The sequence below is a fragment of the Klebsiella sp. CN_Kp073 genome, assembly GCF_040065495.2.
GTDB classification, from domain to species: Bacteria; Pseudomonadota; Gammaproteobacteria; order Enterobacterales; family Enterobacteriaceae; genus Klebsiella; species Klebsiella aerogenes.
Genome location: NZ_CM198051.1, coordinates 4050769 through 4075935, shown reverse-complemented (window position 1 = coordinate 4075935; position 25167 = coordinate 4050769). Strand labels below are relative to the sequence as shown.

Sequence of the window (25167 nt, the reverse complement as noted above, 5' to 3'; positions counted from 1 at the left end):
CCCGTGCTGGAACGGCTGTCATGGAAAAGGCTGGCGCTTGAGCTTTTCTTATGTTGTATCCCGGCCCTGATCCTCGGGGCGTTTTTCGGTCATCTGCCGTGGTTTTTACTGGCGGCGGTGACCGGGTTGCTTATTTGGCATTTCTGGAATTTGTTACGTCTGTCATGGTGGCTGTGGGTCGATCGCAGTATGACACCGCCGCCGGGAAGCGGCAGTTGGGAACCGCTGCTGTATGGTCTGCATCAAATGCAGATGCGTAATAAAAAACGTCGCCGCGAGCTGGGAAGCCTTATCAAGCGCTTTCGCAGCGGGGCGGAATCCTTACCCGATGCGGTGGTGCTGACCACCGAAGAGGGCGCCATCTTCTGGTGTAATGGCCTGGCGCAACAAATCCTTAATCTACGCTGGCCGGACGATAGCGGGCAGAATATCCTCAACCTGCTGCGCTACCCAGAGTTTGCTAACTATCTGAAAAACCGTGATTTCACCAAGCCCCTTAATCTGGTGCTCAATAACGCCCGTCATCTGGAAATTCGCGTGATGCCTTATAGCGATAAACAGTGGTTGATGGTGGCGCGCGATGTCACGCAAATGCACCAGTTGGAAGGCGCGCGGCGTAACTTTTTCGCCAACGTCAGCCACGAGCTGCGCACGCCGCTCACCGTACTGCAGGGTTATCTCGAGATGATGCAGGAGCAGGTGCTGGAAGGGCCGACGCGGGAAAAAGCCCTGCATACCATGCGTGAGCAAACGCAGCGGATGGAAGGGTTGGTGAAGCAGTTGCTGACGCTCTCGCGTATTGAAGCCGCGCCGGTGCTGGCGATGAACGATAAAATCGACGTCCCGATGATGCTGCGGGTGGTTGAGCGCGAGGCGCAAACGCTAAGCCAGGGTAAGCATCAGTTGCACTTTAGCGTCGACGAAACGCTCCAGGTGATGGGTAACGAAGAGCAGTTGCGCAGCGCGATTTCCAATCTGGTGTACAACGCCGTAAACCATACGCCAGCGGGAACCGAGATCCGCGTCGTCTGGCAGCGGGCGCCGCACGGCGCGCTGTTTAGCGTTGAGGATAACGGCCCGGGCATTGCGCCTGAGCATCTACCCCGGCTAACCGAGCGGTTCTACCGCGTCGACAAGGCGCGCTCCCGGCAAACCGGCGGCAGCGGTTTAGGGCTGGCTATCGTGAAACACGCGGTTAGCCATCACGAAAGCCGCCTGGAAATCGAAAGTACGGTCGGGAAGGGAACGCGCTTTAGCTTCCTGCTGCCGGAACGTTTAATTGCCAAAAATGTCGCCTGACGCGGCGTTTGTCAGCTTTCCTTGCCAATGACCAGCTTCGGCTGGTCATTTTCATTTGCAGTCAACTTTACGTTGCGTATTAAACGAACGCCTGGTTATTTATTGTTCGCATGATTAGCCACGCGTTTTGCGTCGTCATGGTCAATTAATCCAGGTTCAAAATCATAGTTAGCATAATCATCTGGTTTTACGATCCCACCTTGCTTTAAAACGTTATAAGCGTTTAAATTGCCCCCTATGCAGTCCCGGTAAGACTGCTTTTGCGTGGTAATTCAAAAAACAATTCTTTTCCACGCCGCTTCGAGAGCATATCTCGCTGAGTTTACAGGCAATGGCCGCTGTATCATCCCGAAAGGAAGGCACGGCATTTTTCCGTTTTTACAACACCACATCCACAGGCAGTAATGAATTTATGACCCATCAGTTAAAATCTCGCGACATCATCGCGCTGGGCTTTATGACCTTCGCGCTGTTCGTTGGCGCAGGCAACATTATCTTCCCTCCGATGGTTGGCTTACAGGCCGGCGAACACGTCTGGACCGCAGCCATTGGCTTCCTGATTACCGCCGTGGGTTTGCCGGTGCTAACGGTAGTCGCGCTGGCGAAAGTCGGCGGCGGCGTTGAGCGTCTGAGCTCGCCAATCGGCAAAGTTGCGGGCATTCTGCTGGCCGTGGTGTGCTACCTGGCGGTTGGGCCGCTGTTCGCGACCCCGCGTACCGCAACCGTTTCATTTGAAGTGGGGATTGCTCCACTGACCGGCGACGGCGCGCTGCCGCTGCTTATCTATAGCGTTATCTATTTCGCGCTGGTGATTCTGGTTTCCCTCTATCCGGGCAAACTGCTGGATACCGTCGGCAATTTCCTGGCGCCGCTGAAAATTATCGCCCTGGTCGTGCTCGCGGTGGCCGCGGTAATCTGGCCGGCCGGCCCGATTAGCGACGCGATGGAAGCCTATCGTACCGCGCCGTTCTCTAATGGTTTCGTCAATGGCTATCTGACCATGGACACGCTGGGGGCGATGGTCTTTGGTATCGTTATCGTCAATGCCGCGCGTTCCCGTGGCGTTAGCGAAGCCCGATTGCTGACTCGCTACACCGTCTGGGCTGGTCTGATGGCCGGCGTGGGCCTGACGCTGCTGTACCTGGCGCTGTTCCGCCTGGGTTCCGATAGCGCGACGCTGGTCGATCAGTCGGCAAACGGCGCGGCTATTCTGCACTCCTACGTGCAGCATACCTTCGGCGGCGCGGGCAGCTTCCTGCTGGCGGCATTGATATTTATCGCCTGTCTGGTCACCGCGGTTGGCCTGACCTGCGCCTGCGCTGAGTTCTTCGCGCAGTATCTGCCGCTGTCGTATCGTTCGCTGGTGTTTATTCTCGGCCTGTTCTCCATGGCGGTTTCTAACCTGGGGCTCAGCCATCTGATTCAGATTTCGATTCCGGTGTTAACCGCTATCTATCCGCCGTGTATCGCACTGGTGGTATTAAGCTTTACCCGCGGTTGGTGGCATAATTCCTCCCGCGTTATCGCGCCGGCAATGTTTATCAGCCTGATGTTTGGTATCATTGATGGCGTTAAAGCATCGGCGTTCGCAGATATTCTGCCGCAATGGACCGCGAGCCTGCCGTTGGCAGCGCAAGGTCTGGCGTGGCTGCTGCCGACTGCGGTGATGGCCGTGCTGGCCGCGATCATCGATCGCGCAGCGGGTAGCCCGGTGGTCTCAAAAGCCCATTAACCGACGCTTTACGCAGGTGTTTAACCACGGGACTTAAGGTCCCGTGGTTTTTTGTTTTTTTGGTCATTCCCTTTTGCGTTTTGCCCCCGCAAAGCACAAACGAGAAAAACGGCATGGAACACGATGGAAAGTAGTAACAAGCTTAAGCGCGGGCTAAGTACCCGGCACATTCGCTTTATGGCCCTTGGTTCCGCTATTGGTACCGGCCTGTTCTATGGTTCGGCTGACGCCATTAAAATGGCGGGGCCGAGCGTATTGTTGGCATACATTATCGGCGGCGTGGCGGCGTATATCATCATGCGCGCGCTGGGCGAAATGTCGGTGCATAACCCTTCCGCCAGCTCTTTCTCGCGTTATGCGCAGGAGAACCTCGGCGGGCTGGCCGGCTATATCACCGGCTGGACCTATTGTTTTGAAATCCTGATCGTCGCGATTGCCGACGTGACCGCCTTCGGTATCTATATGGGCGTCTGGTTCCCGGCGGTGCCGCACTGGATATGGGTACTGAGCGTGGTGCTGATTATCTGCGCCGTCAATCTGATGAGCGTGAAGGTGTTCGGTGAACTGGAGTTCTGGTTCTCATTCTTTAAAGTCGCCACGATTATCATCATGATCCTCGCCGGTTTCGGCATCATCATCTGGGGTATCGGCAACGGCGGTCAGCCCACCGGTATTCATAACTTATGGAGTAACGGCGGTTTCTTCAGTAACGGCTGGCTGGGGATGGTGATGTCGCTGCAGATGGTGATGTTCGCCTACGGCGGGATTGAGATTATCGGTATCACCGCCGGTGAAGCGAAGGATCCGGAAAAATCGATTCCGCGGGCGATTAATTCGGTGCCGATGCGTATCCTGGTGTTCTACGTGGGGACGCTGTTCGTCATTATGTCTATCTATCCCTGGAACCTGGTGGGGACTAACGGCAGCCCGTTCGTGTTGACCTTCCAGCATATGGGAATTACCTTCGCCGCCGGCATCCTGAACTTCGTGGTGTTAACCGCCTCGTTGTCGGCGATTAACAGCGACGTATTCGGCGTTGGTCGTATGCTGCACGGAATGGCCGAACAGGGGAGCGCGCCGAAGGTATTCGCCAAAACGTCGCGTCGCGGTACGCCATGGGTGACGGTGCTGGTGATGACCGTGGCGCTGCTGTTTGCGGTCTATCTCAACTACATCATGCCGGAAAACGTCTTCCTGGTGATTGCCTCGCTGGCGACCTTCGCCACGGTGTGGGTGTGGATTATGATCCTGCTGTCGCAAATCGCTTTCCGTCGTCGCCTGTCGCCGGAAGAGGTTAAGGCGCTGAAGTTTAAAGTGCCGGGCGGCGTGGCCACCACCGTGGTCGGCCTGCTGTTCCTGGTCTTTATCATCGCGCTTATCGGCTACCATCCGGATACCCGCATATCGCTGTACGTCGGCTTTGCGTGGATCGCGCTGCTGCTCGTTGGCTGGAAAATTAAGACCCGCCGCGACCGTCAGTTAGCCCAGGCGCAGTAATTCTCCGCTCTTCCGGGTCCGGCTTTGCCGCGGCCCGGAAAAATCACATCCTCCTCCTTTCTCCTCCCCCAATTATTCTATTGATGATGAGTTATACGCCGGTTCACTGTGGCAAGGTGTGGCCATTACGCAAAAAGAGGAATGATGATGTTGAAGGCCTGGCACCTGCCGGTTGCTCCTTTTATTAAAGAGCAGCAGGAACGACTCGTTATCACATTGTGGCTAAGCGGCGAAACGATGCCGCAGCGCATTACGCTGCGCGCGGAAGAAGACAATGAAGAGCTGTCGTTGCCCATGCAGCGCCTGCGCCAATCCCCACACGCCGATGTCGTCGCCTGGCGTGGAGAGATCAACCTGACGAACGGCCAGCCGCGCCGCCGCTATAGCTTTAAGCTGCTGTGGGCGGACCGTCAGCTGTGGTTTACGCCGCAGGGTTTTCAGCGTTTTCCGCCCGCACGGCTGGAGCAGTTTGCGGTTGATGTGCCGGATAGCGGCCCGCAGTGGGTCGCCGATCAGGTCTTTTATCAAATTTTCCCCGACCGTTTCGCCCGTAGCGAGGCGCGAGAAGCCGGGCAGGACCAGGTTTATTACCACCATGCGGCCGGCCAGGATATTGTGCTAAAAGCGTGGGATGAGCCGTTAACCGGCGAGGCGGGCGGTTCGACCTTTTATGGCGGCGATCTCGACGGTATTAGCGAGAAGCTTCCTTATCTGAAGCAGCTTGGCGTGACCGCGCTGTATCTCAACCCAGTATTCGTCGCGCCCAGCGTACATAAATACGATACCGCTGATTACCGCCGTGTCGATCCGCAGTTCGGTGGCGATGCCGCGCTGCTGCACCTGCGCCACAATACGCAGCGTGAAGGGATGCGGCTGATCCTCGACGGCGTGTTTAACCATACCGGTGACTCGCACCCGTGGTTCGATCGCCACCAGCAGACGAGTAACGGCGCCTGCCATCGGCCGGATTCACCGTGGCGTGAGTGGTTTAATTTTTCCCCGGACGGGGTAGCGCATAACTGGCTGGGTTACGCCAGTCTGCCAAAACTTGACTACCGTTCATCGAGCCTGGTTAATGAAATCTATGCTGGCGAAGACAGCGTGGTGCGCCACTGGTTAAAAGCGCCGTGGAGTATGGACGGCTGGCGGCTGGACGTGGTGCATATGCTGGGCGAAGATGGCGGCGCGCGCAACAACCTGCGCCATATTGCCGGTATCACCCAGGCGGCGAAGCGGGAGCAGGCGGAGGCTTTTGTATTCGGCGAACATTTCGGCGACGCGCGTCAGTGGCTGCAGGCTGATGCCGAAGATGCGGCGATGAACTATCGTGGTTTTACCTTCCCGCTGTGGGGTTTCCTCGCTAATACCGATATTTCCTACGATCCGCAGCACATCGATGCGCAAACCTGTATGGCGTGGATGGACAACTATCGCGCCGGGCTGTCGCATCAGCAGCAATTGCGGATGTTTAACCAACTGGATAGCCACGATACCGCGCGTTTCAAATCCTTGCTGGGTAAAGATGTGGCGCGACTGCCGCTGGCGGTGGTCTGGCTGTTCTGCTGGCCGGGCGTTCCGTGTATTTACTATGGTGATGAAGTCGGCGTCGATGGCAACAACGATCCCTTCTGCCGTAAACCCTTCCCATGGGATCCGGCACTGCAGGATGAAACCTTGTTGGCGTTATATAAACGTATGACCACCTTGCGTAAGGGGCATCAGGCGCTGCGCTACGGCGGCTGCCAGGTCATCTATGCGGAAGATAACGTGGTGGTCTTTGTTCGCGTTTATAAACAGCAGCGGGTGCTGGTGGCGATAAACCGCGGTCACGCCTGCGAGGTGGTAATCGACGCATCGCCGTTGCTGGAGGGGAAAACGTGGCAGCGTAAAGAAGGCGCGGGCGACATGCACGATGATGTGCTGAGTCTGCCCGCGATTTCCGCTAGCGTCTGGTGTAGCCGTTAACGGTAGAGCTGGCTCAGACAGCTGTCTTCGAGAATAGCTTCTCGCCACCAGCGCTGAGCCAGACCGTTATTGCCGCTACGCCAGGCCATATAGGTAATATCTTTCTCACGGCTCGAAATCACCGGTTTCTCCAGCAACTCACCGCTCTCCAGCCACGGGCGGGCGATGTGGCGGGGCAGGAATCCGCATCCCAAACCGGCGCGCAGGAGCGCGACTTTGGTGGCGAAATCATCGACCCGGATTTGCTCCTGCTCATCGAGCAGGTTGCTGTTCAATGGATGACAGTAGCGGGCGCTATCGCTAATAACCACCGCGCGATGCAGGCTAAGCTGTTTGTTGGTCAGCGGTTGGGTCGTTTCCGCCAGCGGGTGGCCGGGCGCGACAACGAACACGTTGTCCATCGCGCCGAGCATTTTCCACGACCATTCCGCTGAAGTCGGCGGTTCGTTAATCGCCCCAAGAATAATATCCGCGCCGTTGTGAGTCAGCTCTTCCCACGAGCCTGCCAGGGTATGGTGGGTAAAGTTGAGGCGGGTTTGCGGATATTGCGCGTAAAACTTTTCAATCAGCGGCAATAGGGCCTGGAAAGGAAAAGAGTCGTCCAGCGCAATCGCCAGATCCCGCTCCCAGCCGGAACTCAGTAGCTGCGCCTGTTTTTCCAGATCGTTGGCGGCATTGAGCAGCAGGCGCCCCTTTTCCAGCATCATTTTACCGGTATCGGTAAATTTCGCCCGGTGTCCGGAACGATCCAGCAGACTGATGTTTAGATCGCTTTCCAGTTTTTGGATCATGTAGCTCAGCGCGGCGGGGGTTTTAAATAGCGACTCGGCCGCCAGCGCGAACGAGCCATGTCTATCCAGAGCATCAAGAATCAAAAGTACATCAAGGTTTAAACGCATTAGTTTCGATCCGTCAGTCTAATAATAACGTTGTTTTACCGAAGGGCCATGTTCAATTCCAGTGAATAAATTAGAACAGTTTCCCGTAATTTTTTGATTAGCTTTATTTAAATATTCAAACGGCCATTATTTTTACTCAAGTGAATTAAAACGGAAAGAATTCTTTAATAACTCGTTAGAAATTACTGACTATACTCATCATGCGTTATTGGCCACAATCAGCACAGCACAACGGCAGTGAATTATCTTCCTAACCAATTGATTAATAGGATATGTTATGTCTATTCGTGAACTGATTGATCCGTCTAATTCCACTCTTATTTTTATTGACCACCAGCCGCAAATGGCTTTTGGCGTGGCCAATATCGATCGCCAGACGCTGAAAAATAACACCGTCGCGTTGGCCAAAGCGGGCAAGATTTTTAACGTTCCTGTTATTTATACCTCTGTCGAAACCAAAAGCTTCAGCGGCTATATCTGGCCAGAACTGCTGGCGGTTCATCCGGAAGTGAAACCGATTGAACGTACTTCTATGAACTCATGGGAAGACGCCGGTTTTGTTAATGCGGTAAAAGCCACTGGACGTAAAAAACTGATTATTTCCGCGCTGTGGACCGAAGTGTGCCTGACTTTCCCGGCGCTGATGGCGCTGGAAGCAGGTTATGAAGTGTACGTGGTAACCGATACCTCCGGTGGTACCTCCGTTGACGCTCACGAGCGCGCCATCGACCGTATGGTGCAGGCCGGCGCCGTGCCGGTGACCTGGCAGCAGGTTCTGCTGGAGTACCAGCGCGACTGGTCACGTAAAGAGACTTACGACGCGGTGATGGATCTGGTTCGCGAACATAGCGGCGCCTACGGTATGGGCGTGGATTATGCTTATACCATGGTGCACGGCGCGCCGGAACGTAAAGCCTAAAACACTTCACCCTGCAAGCTGCCTCTTTGTTGGCTTCGTTTGCCCGCCCCGGTCACTGACTGATGTCAGCTCCCGGGGAAGGGCAATCTTGCCGCCTCAATGCGGCATGAATGATTTTGTGTATTGTCATTTATGGCTGATGGCGGGGGAAATCCCGCCATTCCCTGAAGCAAGGAATACTTAATGGCGCAACAGAAATCAGTGACGCTGGTCATCAGCCATCATCTCGATCCGCAAAACGGCCAGCGGTATGAAGCATGGTTGGGGAAAATCATGCCGGTTGCGGCGGAGTTTCCCGGCCATCTCGGCGCCAACGTGATCCGTCCGGCAGCCGGGCAAAATCTCTGGAGCGTGATTATTCGCTTCGACACCATTGAACATCTCTACGCCTGGACGCAGTCGGAAACCCGTCGTGAATTAGTCGCGGAAATCGCGCCGTATCTCAACGATGGCGATCGTACTGAAATCCGCACCGAACCGGCGTTCTGGTTTACCCCGCCTGCTGCCAACATTCGCCAGCCGCTGCGCTGGAAACAGTTTCTGATAACCCTGCTGGTCATCTTCCCGAGTACCAACCTGGTGCCGTGGTTGACCGGCATGGCGCTACCGGAGTTACGGGGAAGCTTATTACTGCATCTGATTAACGATGCCCTGGTGGTCGCGTTGGTGGTCTGGCTGTGGATGCCAATCGTGACCCGTCTTTTTGCCGGCTGGTTGAAAAAAAACTAACTCAACCAGCTTAAAGGAGTGTGTTATGTCGCAAACTGCCACACTGATTCTGACCCACGGTCAGATTCATACGCTCGATCGCGCGAACCCACTGGCGGAAGCCGTGGCCATCGCCGAGGGAAAAATTCTCGCGACCGGAAGCCACGATCGAATAATGACGTTCGCCGCCGAGGGGACGCAAATTGTCGATCTTAAAGGCCATACGGTGATCCCGGGTCTTAACGACTCCCACCTGCATCTGATTCGCGGCGGCCTGAACTATAACCTCGAGCTGCGCTGGGAAGGCGTGCCATCGCTGGCGGATGCGCTGCGTATGCTAAAAGATCAGGCCGATCGTACCCCGTCGCCGCAGTGGGTGAGGGTAGTCGGCGGCTGGAGCGAATTCCAGTTTGCCGAACGCCGCATGCCGACGCTGGAAGAGCTGAATGAAGCGGCGCCTGACACGCCGGTATTCGTACTCCATCTGTACGATCGCGCGCTGCTTAACCGCGCGGCGCTGAAAGCCGTTGGTTATACCAAAGAGACGCCGGATCCGGCGGGCGGCGAGATCGTTCGCGATAACAACGGCAACCCGACCGGGATGCTGATCGCCAAACCGAATGCCATGATCCTGTATGCCACGCTGGCCAAAGGGCCGAAGCTGCCGCTCGATCTGCAGGTCAACTCAACGCGCCAGTTTATGCGTGAACTGAACCGCTTAGGATTAACCAGCGCCATCGATGCCGGCGGTGGTTTCCAGAACTACCCGGAAGATTACGAAATTATCGAGCAACTGCATGCCAAAGAGCAGATGACCGTTCGTATCGCCTACAACCTCTTTACCCAGCGGCCGAAGCAGGAGCTGGATGATTTCGAGCGCTGGACCGACATGCTGAAGCCGGGGCAGGGCACCGATTTCTATCGTGCCAACGGCGCTGGTGAAATGCTGGTCTTCTCGGCGGCGGATTTTGAAGACTTCCTGCAGCCGCGGCCGGATCTGCCGCAAGGCATGGAGGATGAGCTGGAGCGGGTGGTTCGTCATCTGGTGGAACATCGCTGGCCGTTCCGTCTGCATGCCACCTACGATGAGTCGATTAGCCGAATGCTGGATGTGTTCGAGAAGGTGAACCGCGATATTCCATTTAACGGCCTGCACTGGTTCTTCGACCACGCCGAGACCATCACCGAACGTAATATTGAACGCGTGAAGGCGTTAGGCGGCGGTATCGCGGTGCAGCACCGGATGGCCTTCCAGGGCGAGTATTTTGTCGACCGCTACGGCAAAGAGGCGGTGAAACATACGCCGCCGGTGGCGAAAATGCTGGAACTGGACGTACCGGTAGGGCTGGGTACCGATGCGACCCGCGTCGCCAGTTATAACCCGTGGACCGCGCTGTACTGGCTGGTTTCCGGGCGTACCGTCGGCGGCATGGCGATGTACGATGATAACAACCGTCTGCCGCGCGACGTCGCCCTTGAGCTATGGACCGCCGGTAGCGCGTGGTTCTCCAGCGAGCAGGGTAAAAAAGGACGTATTGAGAAAGGGCAACTGGCTGACCTGGTGGTGCTGTCAAAAGACTACTTCAGCGTTGCGGAAGAGGAAATCAAAGGCATTGAGTCGGTATTGACCATCGTTGATGGCAAGGTGGTGTACGCGGCCGGTCATTTCTCGCCGCTGGCGCCGCCGCCAATTCCGGTATTGCCGGAGTGGTCGCCGGTGGTAAAAGTGCCAGGGCATTATCGCTCGGCGCCGCCTGCGGCCGCGAAGATTGGCGCGGTAGTGCAGATGCACCAGTGCTGCGGCAGCTGCGGCGTGCATGGACATCAGCATGATATTGCGCGCAAGTCGTCGATTCCGGTGGCGGATGAGCAGGCTTTCTGGGGCGTATTAGGCTGTTCTTGCTTCGCGTTCTGATACTTTTGCCCGGTGGCGCTGCGCTTACCGGACCTACAGCGAATATAACAGGCACAAAAAAGGCTCGCATTTGCGAGCCTTTTGACTAAAACGTCTAGCCGATTACAGGCTGGATACGTTCTCGGTCAGGTATTTAGCTACGCCTTCCGGAGAAGCGGCCATACCTTCTTTTCCTTTTTCCCACTGAGCCGGGCAAACTTCACCGTGCTCTTCGTGGAACTGCAGCGCGTCAACCATACGCAGCATTTCGTCGATGTTACGGCCCAGCGGCAGGTCGTTAACAACCTGGTGGCGAACGATGCCGTTAGCGTCGATCAGGAAGGAACCGCGCAGCGCAACGCCTTCGTCCGGATGCTCGATGCCGTATGCTTTCTGAATTTCACGTTTGATGTCGGCAACCATCGCGTATTTAACCGGGCCGATACCGCCCTGGTCTACCGGAGTGTTACGCCATGCGTTGTGAACGAACTCGGAGTCAAAGGAAACGCCAACCACTTCTACGCCGCGTTTCTGGAATTCTTCATAGCGCTTGTCGAAAGCGATCAGTTCAGACGGGCAAACGAAAGTGAAGTCCATTGGCCAGAAGAACAGGACGGTAGCTTTACCGTTGGTGTGCTGTTTGAAGTTGAATTTCTCAACGATTTCGCCGTTACCTAATACTGCTGCAGCGGTAAAGTCCGGAGCCTGACGAGTAACCAGAACCATATGATTCTCCTGTTATTACTAAGGTTAATTGGAACGCAACGCGGGCCAGTATAGGCAGAGGCGGGCAGGAACTCAATGCGGCGCTGACAATCGATGAGATAGATTTTGCCTATTGATAATTATTCAATAGCGCTTTCAGAATAATCGTTTTGTGAGAAAGCGCAAGGTTTTACAGCGTTCTCTTTTTCGCCTGGTCCATCATTCGCGGATAAAAACGCCAGAATTGCTGTTCCAGTTGCCCATAGTGGTTATCAAGGTCGTACCATGAATCACGCAGCGCATCGAGGCGCGGGCGGCGGCTGGCCATACCGTTCAGGACACGCTGAATGAATTCCATATCCTGATAACGTTCCAGCCAGCGTTCGGACCACATATATTCGTTGAGATTAACAAAGCGCGGCGGCGAATCCGGCAGAATTTGCGCCACCTGCGCGTGGGCGTAGCGCACGAACTCGTTTAGCGGCAGATCCGGCGACAGCTGCGCCCAGTGATGCGACAGGAAATGGTCCCACATCACGTCGAGGGAAATCGGCGCGACCCGGCGGGTCTCGGGGCGAAACCATTCGCGCGCCGTTTTAACTTCCGCCAGATTGTCGGTCATTACATCTATACGCCGATGCATATAAATGCCGTCAACCACATCCTCAGGATACTCGCCCTGCGGGTTACCGCGGACAAAATCGGCCAGCAGGTTGCCCGGCAGCGAGCTATCCGCAAGATGGGCGAGGTGTAAATGCGCGAGAAAATTCATATCAACTTCAATCCTTCACAGGGTCATGGCGTTCTTGCTGGTTAATCATGGTATTCCGCTATTATATCCAGCGTTGAATAGGGTAACGGTTGCAGGAAGACCCGCCCGGCACTAGACTACCCGCCTCTTTATTTAGTCTGAGTCATCGTCATGCGCGTTACCGATTTTTCCTTTGAATTACCTGAATCCCTGATTGCTCACTATCCACAGCCGGAGCGCAGTAGCTGCCGCTTGCTGTCGCTGGACGGGCCGACGGGCGCGCTGACGCACGGTACTTTCACCGATCTGCTCGATAAGCTCAACCCTGGCGATTTGCTGGTCTTTAACAATACCCGGGTGATCCCGGCGCGTCTGTTTGGCCGTAAAGCCAGCGGCGGCAAGATTGAAGTGCTGGTCGAGCGCATGCTGGACGATAAACGTATTCTGGCACATATTCGCGCCTCTAAAGCGCCGAAGCCGGGGGCGGAGCTGCTGTTAGGCGATGACGAGAGCATTAACGCCACGATGCTGGCGCGCCACGGCGCGCTTTTTGAAGTTGAATTCAACGATGAGCGCCCGGTGCTCGATATCCTGAACAGCATCGGTCATATGCCGCTGCCGCCGTATATCGACCGCCCGGACGAAGACGCCGATCGCGAGCTGTACCAGACGGTATACGGCACCAAGCCGGGCGCGGTCGCCGCGCCGACCGCCGGCCTGCATTTTGACGATCCGCTGCTGGAAAAACTGCGCGCGAAAGGCATCGAGATGGCGTTTGTGACGCTGCATGTTGGCGCGGGGACCTTCCAGCCGGTGCGCGTTGACAGCATCGAAGAGCACATCATGCACTCTGAGTATGCGGAAGTGCCGCAGGATGTGGTCGATGCGGTTCTGGCGGCGAAAGCGCGCGGCAACCGCGTCATCGCCGTCGGCACCACTTCCGTGCGTTCGCTGGAAAGCGCGGCGCAGGCGGCTAAAAATGGCCTGATTGAGCCGTTCTTTGCCGATACGCAGATCTTTATCTATCCGGGATATCAGTACAAAGTCATCGATGCGCTGGTGACTAACTTCCATCTCCCTGAATCCACACTGATTATGCTGGTCTCCGCTTTCGCTGGCTATCAGCACACCATGAACGCCTATAAGGCTGCGGTAGAACAAAAATATCGCTTTTTTAGCTACGGGGACGCGATGTTTATCACGTACAATCCGCAGGCTATTTCTGAGCGTCCCTAAAAAGGCCGGCACGCCGGCTTTCTGACGCCTTGACGCATTTTTTAGCCACGGAGTCATTCCGTGGCGAGTATTTAAACGTCGGACTGTTTTTCTGACGCAGGAGCAATGATGAAATTTGAACTTGATACCACCGACGGCCGCGCGCGTCGCGGCCGTTTGGTGTTTGATCGCGGCGTGGTTGAAACGCCAGCCTTCATGCCCGTTGGCACCTACGGCACCGTCAAAGGGATGACGCCGGAAGAAGTTGAAGCCACCGGCGCGCAAATCATCCTCGGCAACACCTTCCACCTGTGGCTGCGCCCGGGCCAGGAAATCATGAAGCTGCACGGCGACCTGCATGATTTCATGCAGTGGAAAGGGCCGATCCTCACCGATTCCGGCGGCTTCCAGGTCTTCAGCCTTGGCGATATCCGTAAGATCACCGAACAAGGCGTGCATTTCCGCAATCCGATCAACGGCGATCCGATTTTCCTCGATCCGGAAAAATCGATGGAGATTCAGTACGATCTCGGTTCCGATATCGTGATGATCTTCGACGAATGTACGCCGTACCCGGCGGACTGGGATTACGCTAAGCGTTCGATGGAAATGTCTCTGCGCTGGGCCAAGCGCAGCCGCGACCGTTTCGATGGCCTCGGCAACAAAAACGCGCTCTTTGGCATCATTCAGGGCAGCGTTTACGAAGATTTACGAGATATCTCGGTTAAAGGTCTGGTAGAGATTGGCTTTGATGGCTACGCTGTCGGCGGTTTGGCTGTCGGCGAGCCGAAGGAAGACATGCACCGTATCCTGGAGCACGTTTGCCCGCAGATCCCGGCAGATAAACCGCGATACCTGATGGGCGTCGGGAAACCGGAAGACCTGGTGGAAGGGGTACGTCGCGGCATCGATATGTTTGACTGCGTTATGCCGACGCGCAACGCGCGTAACGGCCATCTGTTCGTGACCGATGGCGTAGTGAAAATCCGCAACGCGAAGCATAAAAGCGATACATCGCCGCTGGATGCTGAGTGCGATTGCTATACGTGTCGCAATTATTCACGTGCTTACTTGCATCATCTTGATCGTTGCAACGAAATATTGGGCGCGCGCCTCAATACCATTCATAACCTGCGCTACTATCAGCGTTTAATGGCTGGTTTACGCAAGGCTATCGAAGAGGGTAAATTAGAGAGCTTCGTGACCGATTTTTACCAACGTCAGGGGCGTTCCGTTCCTCCTTTGAACGTTGATTAATTTTAATAATGAGGGAATTTCAATGAGCTTTTTTATTTCTGATGCGGTAGCAGCAACCGGCGCGCCGGCGCAGGGCAGCCCAATGTCTCTGATTCTGATGCTGGTGGTGTTCGGTCTGATTTTTTACTTCATGATCCTGCGCCCACAGCAGAAACGTACTAAAGAGCACAAGAATCTGATGAACTCCATCGCCAAAGGTGATGAAGTCCTGACTAACGGCGGTCTGGTTGGTCGCGTGACTAAAGTCGCGGAAAACGGCTACATCGCTATCGCGCTGAACGATACCACCGAAGTGGTTATCAAACGTGACTTCGTAGCTGCCGTTCTGCCGAAAGGCACCATGAAGGCGCTGTAATTACCATTTTCCCTAAGGGAACTGCCGTGTTAAACCGTTATCCTTTGTGGAAGTACGTTATGCTGGTCGTCGTGATTATCGTCGGCCTGATTTACGCGCTTCCCAACCTGTATGGTGAGGATCCGGCTGTTCAAATCACTGGCGCGCGCGGCGTCGCCGCCAGTGAGCAAACGCTGATCCAGGTCCAGAAAACTTTACAAGAAGAAAAAATCACCGCGAAGTCTGTGGCACTGGAAGAGGGCGCAATTCTTGCGCGCTTCGACACCACCGATACTCAGCTGCGAGCGCGCGAAGCGCTGGTAAATCTGCTGGGTGACAAATACGTCGTGGCGCTAAACCTTGCTCCGGCGACCCCGCGCTGGCTGGCGGCGATGTATGCCGAGCCGATGAAGCTGGGTCTTGACCTGCGCGGCGGCGTGCACTTCCTGATGGAAGTGGACATGGACACCGCATTAGGCAAACTGCAGGAACAAAACATCGATAGTCTGCGCAGCGAGCTGCGTGACAAAGGCATTCCTTACTCTACCGTGCGTAAGGAAGACAACTACGGTCTGAGCATCGTCTTCCGCGACAGCGCGGCGCGCGATCAGGCTATCTCTTATCTCAGCCCGCGCCATCGCGATCTGGTTATTTCAAGCCAGGGTAACAATGCGCTGAAAGCGGTGATGACCGACGAACGTCTGAAAGAAGCCCGTGAATACGCCGTTCAGCAGAACATCAACATTCTGCGTAACCGCGTAAACCAGCTCGGCGTGGCCGAACCGCTGGTTCAGCGTCAGGGTTCCGACCGTATCGTGGTTGAACTGCCGGGTATCCAGGATACCGCGCGTGCGAAGGAAATCCTTGGCGCGACCGCGACGCTGGAATTCCGTCTGGTGAACACCAACGTCGATCAGTCCGCAGCCGCTTCTGGCCGCGTACCGGGCGATTCGGAAGTGAAAGACACCCGTGAAGGCCGTCCGGTGGTGCTGTATAAGCGCGTGATCCTGACCGGCGACCATATCACCGACTCCACTTCCAGCATGGACGAGTACAACCAGCCGCAGGTTAACATCTCGCTCGATAGCGCAGGTGGCAACATTATGTCTAACTTCACCAAGGACAACATCGGTAAACCGATGGCGACCCTGTTCGTGGAGTACAAAGACAGCGGTAAGAAAGATGCCAACGGTCGCGCTATCCTTGCGAAAGAGGAAGAGGTGATTAACATCGCCAACATCCAGTCTCGCCTTGGCAATAGCTTCCGTATCACCGGTATCAGCAACCCGACCGAAGCGCGTCAGCTTTCTCTGCTGCTGCGTGCGGGCGCCCTGATTGCGCCGATTCAGATCGTTGAAGAGCGTACTATCGGCCCAACTCTGGGTATGCAGAACATCAAGCAGGGCCTGGAAGCATGTCTGGCCGGTCTGGTGGTCTCTATCCTGTTCATGATCTTCTTCTATAAGAAGTTCGGTCTGATTGCGACCTCTGCGCTGATTGCTAACCTGGTGCTGATTGTCGGCATTATGTCCCTGATTCCTGGGGCGACGCTGACCATGCCGGGGATCGCGGGTATCGTCTTAACCCTTGCGGTGGCGGTCGATGCTAACGTACTGATTAACGAGCGTATCAAAGAAGAGCTGAGCAACGGACGTACCGTTCAGCAGGCGATTGACGAAGGTTATAAGGGCGCATTTAGCTCCATCTTTGACGCCAACGTGACGACGCTGATTAAGGTTATCATCCTGTACGCGGTCGGTACCGGTGCCATTAAAGGGTTTGCGATTACTACCGGTATCGGTATCGCGACCTCAATGTTTACCGCTATCGTCGGCACCCGTGCCATCGTGAACCTGCTGTACGGCGGCAAGCGCGTGAAAAAGCTGTCTATCTGAGGAGTGCGTTGTGGCACAGGAATATACTGTTGAACAATTGAACCACGGCCGTAAAGTCTGGGACTTTATGCGCTGGGACTACTGGGCCTTCGGCATTTCAGGTTTTCTGCTGATTGTGTCGATCGCCATCATCGGCGTCCGCGGGTTTAACTGGGGTCTCGATTTCACCGGCGGTACGGTGATTGAAATTACCCTCGAAAAACCGGTTGATATGGACCAGCTGCGCGATTCGCTGCAGAAAGCGGGCTTTGAAGAGCCGCAGCTGCAGAACTTCGGCAGCAGCCGCGACATCATGGTGCGTATGCCGCCGGTACACGATGCCAACGGCAGCCAGGAGCTGGGCAGTAAAGTCGTTAACGTGATTAACGAATCGACCAGCCAAAGCGCGACGGTGAAACGAATTGAGTTCGTTGGCCCGAGCGTGGGCGCGGACCTTGCGCAAACCGGCGCTCTGGCGCTGATTGCGGCGCTGGTGTGTATCCTTATCTATGTCGGCTTCCGCTTTGAATGGCGACTGGCGGCAGGGGTGGTTATCGCACTGGCGCACGACGTGGTGATTACCATGGGCGTGCTGTCGTTGTTCCACATCGAGATTGACCTGACCATCGTCGCATCGTTGATGTCGGTCATCGGTTACTCGTTGAACGATAGTATCGTGGTTTCGGACCGTATCCGTGAAAACTTCCGTAAGATCCGTCGCGGTACGCCGTACGAAATCTTTAACGTGTCGTTGACCCAGACGCTGCACCGTACCTTGATCACCTCCGGTACCACCCTGATGGTGATCCTGATGCTGTTCCTCTTCGGCGGCCCGATTCTGGAAGGCTTCTCGCTGACCATGCTGATCGGTGTATCCATCGGTACGGCTTCTTCTATCTACGTCGCGTCCGCGCTGGCGTTGAAGCTGGGCATGAAGCGCGAGCATCTGATCCAGCAGAAGGTCGAAAAAGAAGGGGCGGATCAGCCGTCTATTCTGCCGTAATCCGGTTCAGTTGATATAAAGCAATCCCGGCCTCGATGGCCGGGATTTTTTTGCCAAAATTATCCGGCCTCGGCTACAAGTGCGGAAAAATCGCCTCTTTAGCCCTCATTTCTCCAGAAAACCTCGCCTCTACCTTCATCTTCAGCATAAAACAAACTTAGTTAACCTTCGCCAGTCAGCTCGCTACCTGCAACATTTATCCCTGCAAATCACGGCCCTCAGCCCGCATGGTGAATAAATTAACGGCAGGCCGCACGGACCGTAGGCCGGATAAGGCGCAGCCGCCATCCGGCGCAAAAGCGGCTCCTTATCCGCGGATATTGCCCGGAAGCGCTGCGCTTGCAATAACCCTTCAAACAGGGATATCTGCGCAGGTTGAGTATACCCACAACCTGATATGCCAAATTCTGAAAACCGCTTAGCACACTGCTGACAGTATGCTGTCAGGAGCCCTCTCGTACACTGCTTCTGAACTCACTAACGAGCTGGAGGAAGTATGAACAACGTGATTAACTGGTTTGAAATTCCGGTCGCTGATATGGATCGCGCCGTCGCGTTTTATGAGCCGGTAATGCAGGTGACGCTACGGCGTGAAACCATGGATTGCGCGGACCTGGCCGTCTTCCCGCATCAGGACCCGGCCCCCGGCGGCGCGTTGGCTAAATTTGACGGGATCGCGCCATCGCCACAGGGCGCTATTATTTATCTGCACACCGACAACCTTGCCGCCACGCTGGATCGCGTCGCCTCGGCGGGTGGGGCGTGTGTATTTGGCCCGTTGACGCTGCCGAATGATATTGGCGCCATCGCCCTGTTTACCGACAGCGAAGGCAACCGCGTAGGCTTGCATCAACCGGCTTAACCTCACTATTTAGCGAAACGAGAAATGACCCGACGCGCCGACCGTTTATTTCAGATAGTACAGATCCTGCGCGGCAGGCGGCTAACTACCGCGGCGTTGCTGGCTGAACGGTTGGGCGTGTCGGAGCGTACCGTCTATCGCGATATTCGCGACCTTTCGCTCTCCGGTGTCCCGGTTGAGGGGGAGGCAGGGAGCGGTTATCGTCTGCTGGCGGGCTACGACCTGCCGCCACTCATGTTGACCGCCAAAGAATCCGAAGCGCTCATTGCGGCGATTCGACTGTTAAAAACCTGGGGCGGCGATGCGCTTTCGCAGTCGCTGGAGTCAGCCCAGGAAAAAATGCTGGCGATTTTGCCGGAGGAGAGGCGGCGCAAAGCGGAGCAGACCCGGCTGTTTGCCCCTGATCTTGGCGCGCATCGCTATGCTAAAACCCACTTTGACGTTATCCATCAGGCCGTATCCAATCAGCAGGTATTACAGCTTCACTATCAGGATGAATCCGGTCAGGTGACGCGACGTGAAGTGTTGCCGCTGGGGCTGTTTTTCTGGGGGGAGCGCTGGCTGCTGGTGGCCTGGTGCGAACTGCGCAGTGATTATCGTAACTTTCGTCTCGATCGTTGTCTGGAGGTAAGGGCGACCGAGCGTCGTTTCAGCGAGTGCGCCGACCGTTCATTGAGCGATTTCTTACGTAAGGTGAGATGTGAGGAGCAATAAAAAAACGCCCGGTTGGCGTAAAACGCGTCCCGGGCGCTGTCTTGCTGTATCAGCAATTAGAAGTTGTAACCGACAACGAAGTAACCACCCCAGCCGGTAGAGCGAACGCTGAAGTCGCCGTCGCCGAAGTTCAGCTTGGCATCATCAGCCCACTGGCCGCCGTTATGGAAGTAACGCGCGACGATAGAGTAGTGCCAGTGCGCGTAGTTCAGCGCCAGAATATGGCTGGACGCAATAGAGTTGCTGGTACGCGCGTGCTTACCGTTCATATCGTAGAAGTTATCGTCGCCGAGGTCAGAACCCCAGTCGAAGTTGGTGAAGCCGATATAGCTCAGCGAACCGCCCCACAGGTCGGTCAGCGGAACGAAGTATTTCACCTTGAAGCGGTAGCCGTCCCACTCGTTTTCGTTGGAGGCGCCGTAGTTCTGCCACTGGTATTTGGCATAGATGTTCAGCGACAGGCTCATCGGCAGACCGGTATCGATGTCGGTACCCAGACCCATGTACCAGGTGCTCTGCTCCTGGGAGTCGTTACGGCCCATATCGTAGATATAGTTGTTCGCGAAGTACCACTCTTTGAACGGCCCGAAGCTCAGATCGGTGTTAGTCAGCTTGTCGATAGAGAAACGCGGTTCGATCTCCATAAACAGCGGGGAGCCTTTGTTCCAGATACCTTTCGCCGTGCTGTTGCCGCCGAAGAAGACCGGGGCATCAATATAGCCGTAGAAATCAAACCAATCTTTTTTAGCAAACGCTTCGTATTCCAGATAGGTATCGTTACGGATCTGCGGTCCAAAACGGGTGTGGTAGCTGCCGACCACGTTCACACTCTGGTGCCACCAATCAGACAGGTACTGCGGTTTTTCAGTTTCTGCCGCGCCAGCGGTGAAAGAAGCGGAAAGCGCCACAACAGCGCTCGCTGCCAGTAATGTTTTTTTCATGTTGATGCCACTGTTTAAATTAAGCCAAAAGGCGTTAAGAAAATTGCCGAAGCGTTGCTAAATATTTCGTCTTTCTGTGGGGGTCTATTATAGAAATCATTGCTCACAAAAATACGTGTTGTTTCACATAACCAGAACATGCGTAATCGATTGCGTTCACGATTCTATGCATTTCTTGACAAAATGCTACTGAAAATCGCCATCAGGAACGATTTCTAATGAACTCTTATGAAAAGTTGTAAATGGATAATATCGAGTGATGAAAGCGGGTCGCCGGGCCGTTTTGCCCGGCGTGAGCGCTTACTGCGCGCTGGCGGGTTGGATATCGTGGATACGAATAAAGCCGACTTTATCAGGCGTCACATTCAGGCGCAGCGGGATATCGACATCGCTGGGCGCCAGGATGCTGGCCGGGGCGCTAATCAATTGATCCTGGACGTTGACTTCCTGATAGCTGTGGGTAGTCCCGGTAATCTGTCCGGAAGCGACGGTTGCGGTAAAGGCCGGGAGCGGATCGTTAGACTCGCCCTGGATGCGTAAGGTCAGGCGCGAACCGTCGCCATCTGGCGTAATGCTACCCACTGACATACGCAGGGTGCCGATCTGGCTCTCCAGCCGCGCCGGGGTTTTGGCCTCCGGCAGCAGATAAACGCCGCGGGTTGATTTAGCATTCAGTGCGTTTTGCTGGGTGATTTTTATTGTTTGCTGATTCAACTGGGTCATCTCTTTGCTCAGCGTACTGACGCTCTCGTTCATCTGACGAACTTCGCTTTGCTGGGCGCAGGCGGTAAGGGTGAACAGGCTGCCGATGATAGCCAGTTGTAGGTAACGTCTTGTCATGGTCAGGATTCCGTTTACAGAGGATGATTAATGGTAGCTAAACTGAATTGACCTACCATAGATCCTTTGTCTCAAAAGCTCTTTCTTTGTAGTCCGCTGACTTCAGGGTAAACTACCCTTCAGATTAACTACCTGTCAGGACGCGCCATGCATTGCCCTTTCTGTTTCGCCGTGGATACCAAAGTCATCGATTCTCGCCTGGTCGGCGAAGGCTCCTCCGTGCGTCGTCGTCGGCAGTGCCTGGTCTGCAATGAACGCTTTACCACTTTTGAAGTGGCGGAACTGGTGATGCCGCGGGTGGTAAAAAGCAACGACGTGCGCGAACCTTTTAACGAAGACAAGCTGCGTAGCGGGATGTTGAAAGCGCTGGAAAAGCGCCCGGTCAGCGCCGATGACGTCGAAATGGCGGTAAATCATATTAAAACCCATCTGCGCGGCACCGGCGAGCGTGAAGTCGCGAGTAAAATGATCGGTAATCTGGTGATGGAACAACTGAAGAAGCTCGACAAGGTCGCCTATATTCGCTTCGCTTCCGTCTATCGCAGTTTCGAAGATATTAAAGAGTTCGGCGAAGAAATCGCCCGTTTACAGGACTAAGCCATGCAGGACGAAATGTACATGGCGCGAGCGCTGAAGCTTGCCGCGCGCGGACGCTTTACTACCCATCCTAATCCCAACGTCGGCTGCGTGATTGTAAAAGACGGCGAGATCGTCGGCGAGGGCTTCCATTATCGGGCCGGCGAGCCGCACGCGGAAGTGCACGCGCTGCGCATGGCCGGCGAGAAAGCCAAAGGCGCGACCGCCTACGTCACCCTGGAGCCCTGCAGCCACCATGGCCGCACGCCGCCGTGCTGCGACGCGCTGATCACCGCGGGCGTGGCTCGCGTGGTAGCGGCAATGCAGGACCCGAATCCACAGGTGGCCGGTCGCGGCCTGTATCGCCTGCAGCAGGCCGGCATTGACGTCAGCCATGGGCTGATGATGAATGAAGCGGAAGCGCTGAATAAAGGTTTTCTGAAGCGCATGCGTACCGGTTTTCCGTGGATCCAGCTGAAGATGGGCGCTTCGCTCGATGGCCGTACGGCGATGGCCAGCGGCGAAAGCCAGTGGATCACCTCGCCGCAGGCGCGACGCGACGTGCAGCGCCTGCGCGCGCAGAGCCACGCCATTCTCACCAGCAGCGCGACGGTGCTGGCGGACGATCCGGCGCTGACCGTGCGCTGGCAGGAGCTGAGCGCCGATACGCAGGCGCTCTATCCGCAGGAGAACCTGCGACAGCCGCTGCGTATCGTCATCGATAGCCAAAACCGCGTCACGCCGGAGCATCGAATTGTTCAGCAGCAAGGTGAAACCCTCTTCGCCCGCACCCATGCCGATGAACGTGCCTGGCCTGACAACGTGCGTACCCTGCTGGTGCCGGAGCATAACGGCCATCTTGACCTCGTGCTGCTAATGATGCAGCTCGGTAAACAGCAGGTGAACAGTATTTGGGTGGAAGCGGGGCCGACGCTGGCCGGCGCTTTGCTACAGGCCGGGCTGGTGGATGAGCTTATCGTCTATATTGCGCCTAAACTGTTAGGCAGTGATGCGCGCGGTTTATGCGCGCTGCCGGGGCTTGAGAAACTGAGCCAGGCCCCCCATTTCAAATTCAACGAGATACGTCAGGTCGGCCCCGATGTCTGCCTGCATTTAACGACTGCGTGATGTATTCCTAATATTAGGAAGCAGCGCCCAGAATATTATGATAAAATCCGCCCCCCTTGCGGGGCACATGAACCCGAAGGAAGAGTATGAACATTATTGAAGCTAACGTTGCTACCCCGGACGCTCGCGTCGCCATCACCATTGCGCGTTTCAACAACTTTATCAATGACAGCCTGCTGGAAGGCGCGATTGACGCCCTCAAGCGCATTGGTCAGGTAAAAGATGAAAACATCACCGTTGTTTGGGTTCCAGGCGCGTATGAGCTGCCGCTGGCGGCTGGCGCACTGGCAAAAACCGGTAAATATGACGCGGTGATCGCGCTGGGTACGGTGATTCGCGGCGGTACCGCCCACTTTGAATATGTGGCTGGCGGTGCAAGCAATGGCCTGGCGCACGTCGCTCAGGACAGTGAAATCCCGGTAGCCTTCGGTGTTCTGACTACTGAAAGTATTGAACAAGCCATCGAACGCGCTGGCACCAAAGCCGGTAACAAAGGCGCAGAAGCCGCGCTGACCGCGCTGGAAATGATTAACGTATTGAAAGCCATCAAGGCCTGATTTTTTGTAAGGGGAATTCCGTGAAACCTGCTGCTCGTCGCCGCGCCCGTGAGTGTGCCGTCCAGGCGCTCTACTCCTGGCAGTTGTCCCAGAACGACATCGCTGATGTTGAATACCAGTTCCTGGCGGAACAGGATGTAAAAGATGTCGACGTTCTGTATTTCCGCGAACTGCTGTCCGGAGTGGCGACTAACAGCGCGTATCTCGACGGTCTGATGAAGCCATACCTGTCGCGCCAGCTGGAAGAGCTGGGTCAGGTAGAAAAAGCGGTACTGCGTATCGCGCTGTTTGAGCTGTCGAAGCGTGACGACGTGCCGTACAAAGTGGCTATCAACGAAGCTATCGAGCTGGCGAAAACCTTCGGCGCTGAAGATAGCCACAAGTTTGTCAACGGCGTGCTGGATAAAGCGGCCCCGGTAATCCGTCCCCGCAAAAAGTAAACTGCAGGCCGGGCTTTGCAGGATCTAATCCTGCGAACCCGGCCTTATTCTTTTCTTTGCTGAGGCATAACGTATGGCATGCGGCGAATTTTCCCTGATTGCCCGTTATTTTGATCGCGTTAAAAGCGCCCGCCTTGATGTTGAAACCGGCATTGGCGATGACTGCGCGCTCCTGAATATCCCCGAGAAAAAAACGCTGGCAATCAGCACCGACACCCTGGTGGCGGGCAACCACTTTTTAGCCGACATCGACCCTGCCGACCTGGCGTATAAAGCGCTGGCGGTGAACCTGAGCGATTTGGCGGCGATGGGCGCGGAACCGGCGTGGTTAACGCTGGCGCTCACCTTGCCGGAAGCAGACGAAGCGTGGCTTGAAGCCTTTAGCGACAGTCTGTTTGTCCAGCTTAACTATTATGATATGCAGCTAATCGGCGGCGACACCACCCGAGGGCCGCTGTCGATGACGCTGGGTATCCACGGCTTTGTGCCGCCGGGGCGCGCGATGAAGCGTTCCGGGGCCAAGCCTGGTGACTGGATTTATGTCACCGGCACGCCGGGCGACAGCGCCGCCGGGCTGGCGCTTTTACAGGACCGGTTAACGGTCGATTCGCCAGCGGATGCCGATTACCTGCTGGCGCGCCATTTGCGTCCGATGCCCCGCGTGCTGCAGGGGCAGGCGCTGCGCGACCTGGCCAATTCAGCGATCGATCTTTCTGACGGTCTGATCTCAGACCTTGGTCATATCCTGAAGGCCAGCGCCTGCGGCGCGCGTATCGATCTCGATGCGATGCCGTACTCCGATGCTATGCTGCGGCAGGTCGATCCTGAGCAGGCGCTGCGCTGGGCGCTCGCCGGCGGCGAAGATTATGAGCTGTGCTTTACCGTACCTGAGCTGAACCGCGGGGCGTTGGATGTCGCGATTGGTCAGCTAGGCGCGCGTTTTACCTGTATCGGCCAGATCGTGGCGGAAGCAGATGGACTGCAGTTTATCCGTGAGGGTAAGCCGATTAAATTGGATTTAAAGGGGTACGATCATTTTGGCACGCAGTAGAGACGA

Annotated in this window: 24 protein-coding genes; 19 read left to right on the top strand and 5 right to left on the bottom strand. The window is 55.7% G+C overall.

All coding sequences use genetic code 11. The features are described 5' to 3' along the window. Positions 1–3 precede the first annotated feature (3 nt). The 4 genes from phoR to malZ all read left to right on the top strand — a co-directional run bounded on the left by phoR (position 4) and on the right by malZ (position 6493). Positions 4–1299: a phosphate regulon sensor histidine kinase PhoR gene (phoR, locus tag ABLV66_RS19765; RefSeq protein WP_045390952.1), complete on the top strand. Its 1296-nt coding sequence runs from the start codon at positions 4–6 to the stop codon at positions 1297–1299. A gap of 412 nt (positions 1300–1711) precedes the next feature. Further along, a complete protein-coding gene (brnQ, locus tag ABLV66_RS19760) occupies positions 1712–3031 on the top strand; it encodes a branched-chain amino acid transporter carrier protein BrnQ (protein ID WP_015368011.1) in 1320 nt (439 codons plus the stop codon). A gap of 123 nt (positions 3032–3154) precedes the next feature. Then, a complete protein-coding gene (gene proY / locus ABLV66_RS19755) occupies positions 3155–4528 on the top strand; it encodes a proline-specific permease ProY (RefSeq protein WP_047044535.1) in 1374 nt (457 codons plus the stop codon). Positions 4529–4675: 147 nt separating this feature from the next. Then, positions 4676–6493, top strand: a complete 1818-nt coding sequence (malZ, locus tag ABLV66_RS19750; protein WP_348876169.1) for a maltodextrin glucosidase — start codon at positions 4676–4678, stop codon at positions 6491–6493. Here malZ and ABLV66_RS19745 read toward each other — a convergent pair. After that, the gene (locus ABLV66_RS19745) at positions 6490–7392 is read right to left on the bottom strand and encodes a LysR family transcriptional regulator (RefSeq protein ID WP_045390943.1); all 903 of its coding nucleotides are present in this window, start codon (positions 7390–7392) and stop codon (positions 6490–6492) included. The two genes, malZ and ABLV66_RS19745, sit on opposite strands and share 4 nt — an antisense overlap. Before the next feature lie 277 nt (positions 7393–7669). On the opposite strand from ABLV66_RS19745, the gene ABLV66_RS19740 reads away from it, so the two are divergent. The 3 genes from ABLV66_RS19740 (at position 7670) to ABLV66_RS19730 (ending at position 10934) form a co-directional block, all read left to right on the top strand. Next, positions 7670–8311, top strand: coding sequence for a hydrolase (locus ABLV66_RS19740; RefSeq protein ID WP_045390940.1), 642 nt, complete (start codon positions 7670–7672; stop codon positions 8309–8311). Positions 8312–8494: 183 nt separating this feature from the next. After that, positions 8495–9040, top strand: coding sequence for an antibiotic biosynthesis monooxygenase (locus ABLV66_RS19735; RefSeq protein WP_045390938.1), 546 nt, complete (start codon positions 8495–8497; stop codon positions 9038–9040). Between the two features lie 25 nt (positions 9041–9065). Then, positions 9066–10934, top strand: a complete 1869-nt coding sequence (locus tag ABLV66_RS19730) for an amidohydrolase (protein ID WP_047044530.1) — start codon at positions 9066–9068, stop codon at positions 10932–10934. 102 nt (positions 10935–11036) lie between these two features. On the opposite strand, the gene ABLV66_RS19725 is transcribed toward ABLV66_RS19730, so the two are convergent. Further along, positions 11037–11639, bottom strand: coding sequence for a peroxiredoxin (locus ABLV66_RS19725; protein WP_015368004.1), 603 nt, complete (start codon positions 11637–11639; stop codon positions 11037–11039). Positions 11640–11808: 169 nt separating this feature from the next. Then, positions 11809–12390 (bottom strand): ACP phosphodiesterase, encoded by a 582-nt coding sequence (acpH, locus tag ABLV66_RS19720; protein WP_045390931.1) that lies wholly within the window; start codon positions 12388–12390, stop codon positions 11809–11811. Between the two features lie 150 nt (positions 12391–12540). Here acpH and queA point away from each other — a divergent pair, with 150 nt between their 5' ends. From queA to ABLV66_RS19685, 7 genes are all read left to right on the top strand, one after another. Continuing rightward, positions 12541–13605: a tRNA preQ1(34) S-adenosylmethionine ribosyltransferase-isomerase QueA gene (gene queA / locus ABLV66_RS19715; RefSeq protein ID WP_015368002.1), complete on the top strand. Its 1065-nt coding sequence runs from the start codon at positions 12541–12543 to the stop codon at positions 13603–13605. 108 nt (positions 13606–13713) lie between these two features. Then, positions 13714–14841, top strand: a complete 1128-nt coding sequence (tgt, locus tag ABLV66_RS19710) for a tRNA guanosine(34) transglycosylase Tgt (RefSeq protein WP_015368001.1) — start codon at positions 13714–13716, stop codon at positions 14839–14841. Positions 14842–14863: 22 nt separating this feature from the next. Next, the gene (gene yajC, locus ABLV66_RS19705) at positions 14864–15196 is read left to right on the top strand and encodes a preprotein translocase subunit YajC (RefSeq protein WP_003859109.1); all 333 of its coding nucleotides are present in this window, start codon (positions 14864–14866) and stop codon (positions 15194–15196) included. A gap of 26 nt (positions 15197–15222) precedes the next feature. After that, positions 15223–17070, top strand: a complete 1848-nt coding sequence (gene secD / locus ABLV66_RS19700) for a protein translocase subunit SecD (protein ID WP_015704558.1) — start codon at positions 15223–15225, stop codon at positions 17068–17070. Positions 17071–17080: 10 nt separating this feature from the next. Further along, positions 17081–18052 carry a protein translocase subunit SecF gene (gene secF, locus ABLV66_RS19695; protein ID WP_015367999.1) on the top strand — a complete coding sequence of 324 codons (972 nt, stop codon included), beginning with the start codon at positions 17081–17083 and terminating at the stop codon, positions 18050–18052. A gap of 496 nt (positions 18053–18548) precedes the next feature. Beyond that, a complete protein-coding gene (locus tag ABLV66_RS19690) occupies positions 18549–18914 on the top strand; it encodes a VOC family protein (RefSeq protein ID WP_047044525.1) in 366 nt (121 codons plus the stop codon). A 24-nt stretch (positions 18915–18938) separates the two neighbouring features. Then, entirely contained in the window at positions 18939–19628 is a 690-nt protein-coding gene (locus ABLV66_RS19685) for a helix-turn-helix transcriptional regulator (protein ID WP_045390927.1), read from the top strand. A gap of 56 nt (positions 19629–19684) precedes the next feature. Here the strand turns inward: ABLV66_RS19685 and ABLV66_RS19680 are convergent, their stop codons facing one another. Next, positions 19685–20569 (bottom strand): nucleoside-specific channel-forming protein Tsx, encoded by an 885-nt coding sequence (locus ABLV66_RS19680; protein WP_015367996.1) that lies wholly within the window; start codon positions 20567–20569, stop codon positions 19685–19687. Between the two features lie 300 nt (positions 20570–20869). Beyond that, positions 20870–21409 (bottom strand): SadB/YajI family lipoprotein, encoded by a 540-nt coding sequence (locus tag ABLV66_RS19675; protein ID WP_015367995.1) that lies wholly within the window; start codon positions 21407–21409, stop codon positions 20870–20872. A gap of 147 nt (positions 21410–21556) precedes the next feature. Here ABLV66_RS19675 and nrdR point away from each other — a divergent pair, with 147 nt between their 5' ends. The 5 genes from nrdR (at position 21557) to thiL (ending at position 25161) form a co-directional block, all read left to right on the top strand. Further along, on the top strand, positions 21557–22006 hold the full coding sequence (nrdR, locus tag ABLV66_RS19670; protein WP_002890417.1) for a transcriptional regulator NrdR: 450 nt from the start codon (positions 21557–21559) through the stop codon (positions 22004–22006). Positions 22007–22009: 3 nt separating this feature from the next. Beyond that, positions 22010–23113: a bifunctional diaminohydroxyphosphoribosylaminopyrimidine deaminase/5-amino-6-(5-phosphoribosylamino)uracil reductase RibD gene (gene ribD / locus ABLV66_RS19665; RefSeq protein ID WP_348876133.1), complete on the top strand. Its 1104-nt coding sequence runs from the start codon at positions 22010–22012 to the stop codon at positions 23111–23113. A gap of 86 nt (positions 23114–23199) precedes the next feature. Further along, positions 23200–23670, top strand: coding sequence for a 6,7-dimethyl-8-ribityllumazine synthase (gene ribH, locus ABLV66_RS19660; RefSeq protein WP_001021161.1), 471 nt, complete (start codon positions 23200–23202; stop codon positions 23668–23670). Between the two features lie 20 nt (positions 23671–23690). Then, on the top strand, positions 23691–24110 hold the full coding sequence (nusB, locus tag ABLV66_RS19655) for a transcription antitermination factor NusB (protein WP_015367993.1): 420 nt from the start codon (positions 23691–23693) through the stop codon (positions 24108–24110). 73 nt (positions 24111–24183) lie between these two features. Further along, the gene (gene thiL / locus ABLV66_RS19650; protein WP_045390918.1) at positions 24184–25161 is read left to right on the top strand and encodes a thiamine-phosphate kinase; all 978 of its coding nucleotides are present in this window, start codon (positions 24184–24186) and stop codon (positions 25159–25161) included. The last annotated feature ends 6 nt before the right edge of the window (positions 25162–25167 follow it).

What these genes read in the sequence shown, in the direction of transcription:
- brnQ (WP_015368011.1), top strand. Translation starts at nt 1,712, where the DNA reads ATGACCCATCAGTTAAAATCTCGCGACATCATCGCGCTGGGCTTTATG.
- proY (WP_047044535.1), top strand. Translation starts at nt 3,155, where the DNA reads ATGGAAAGTAGTAACAAGCTTAAGCGCGGGCTAAGTACCCGGCACATT.
- malZ (WP_348876169.1), top strand. Translation starts at nt 4,676, where the DNA reads ATGTTGAAGGCCTGGCACCTGCCGGTTGCTCCTTTTATTAAAGAGCAG.
- ABLV66_RS19745 (WP_045390943.1), bottom strand. Translation starts at nt 7,392, where the DNA reads ATGCGTTTAAACCTTGATGTACTTTTGATTCTTGATGCTCTGGATAGA.
- ABLV66_RS19740 (WP_045390940.1), top strand. Translation starts at nt 7,670, where the DNA reads ATGTCTATTCGTGAACTGATTGATCCGTCTAATTCCACTCTTATTTTT.
- ABLV66_RS19735 (WP_045390938.1), top strand. Translation starts at nt 8,495, where the DNA reads ATGGCGCAACAGAAATCAGTGACGCTGGTCATCAGCCATCATCTCGAT.
- ABLV66_RS19730 (WP_047044530.1), top strand. Translation starts at nt 9,066, where the DNA reads ATGTCGCAAACTGCCACACTGATTCTGACCCACGGTCAGATTCATACG.
- ABLV66_RS19725 (WP_015368004.1), bottom strand. Translation starts at nt 11,639, where the DNA reads ATGGTTCTGGTTACTCGTCAGGCTCCGGACTTTACCGCTGCAGCAGTA.
- acpH (WP_045390931.1), bottom strand. Translation starts at nt 12,390, where the DNA reads ATGAATTTTCTCGCGCATTTACACCTCGCCCATCTTGCGGATAGCTCG.
- queA (WP_015368002.1), top strand. Translation starts at nt 12,541, where the DNA reads ATGCGCGTTACCGATTTTTCCTTTGAATTACCTGAATCCCTGATTGCT.
- tgt (WP_015368001.1), top strand. Translation starts at nt 13,714, where the DNA reads ATGAAATTTGAACTTGATACCACCGACGGCCGCGCGCGTCGCGGCCGT.
- yajC (WP_003859109.1), top strand. Translation starts at nt 14,864, where the DNA reads ATGAGCTTTTTTATTTCTGATGCGGTAGCAGCAACCGGCGCGCCGGCG.
- ABLV66_RS19690 (WP_047044525.1), top strand. Translation starts at nt 18,549, where the DNA reads ATGAACAACGTGATTAACTGGTTTGAAATTCCGGTCGCTGATATGGAT.
- ABLV66_RS19685 (WP_045390927.1), top strand. Translation starts at nt 18,939, where the DNA reads ATGACCCGACGCGCCGACCGTTTATTTCAGATAGTACAGATCCTGCGC.
- ABLV66_RS19680 (WP_015367996.1), bottom strand. Translation starts at nt 20,569, where the DNA reads ATGAAAAAAACATTACTGGCAGCGAGCGCTGTTGTGGCGCTTTCCGCT.
- ABLV66_RS19675 (WP_015367995.1), bottom strand. Translation starts at nt 21,409, where the DNA reads ATGACAAGACGTTACCTACAACTGGCTATCATCGGCAGCCTGTTCACC.
- nrdR (WP_002890417.1), top strand. Translation starts at nt 21,557, where the DNA reads ATGCATTGCCCTTTCTGTTTCGCCGTGGATACCAAAGTCATCGATTCT.
- ribD (WP_348876133.1), top strand. Translation starts at nt 22,010, where the DNA reads ATGCAGGACGAAATGTACATGGCGCGAGCGCTGAAGCTTGCCGCGCGC.
- ribH (WP_001021161.1), top strand. Translation starts at nt 23,200, where the DNA reads ATGAACATTATTGAAGCTAACGTTGCTACCCCGGACGCTCGCGTCGCC.
- thiL (WP_045390918.1), top strand. Translation starts at nt 24,184, where the DNA reads ATGGCATGCGGCGAATTTTCCCTGATTGCCCGTTATTTTGATCGCGTT.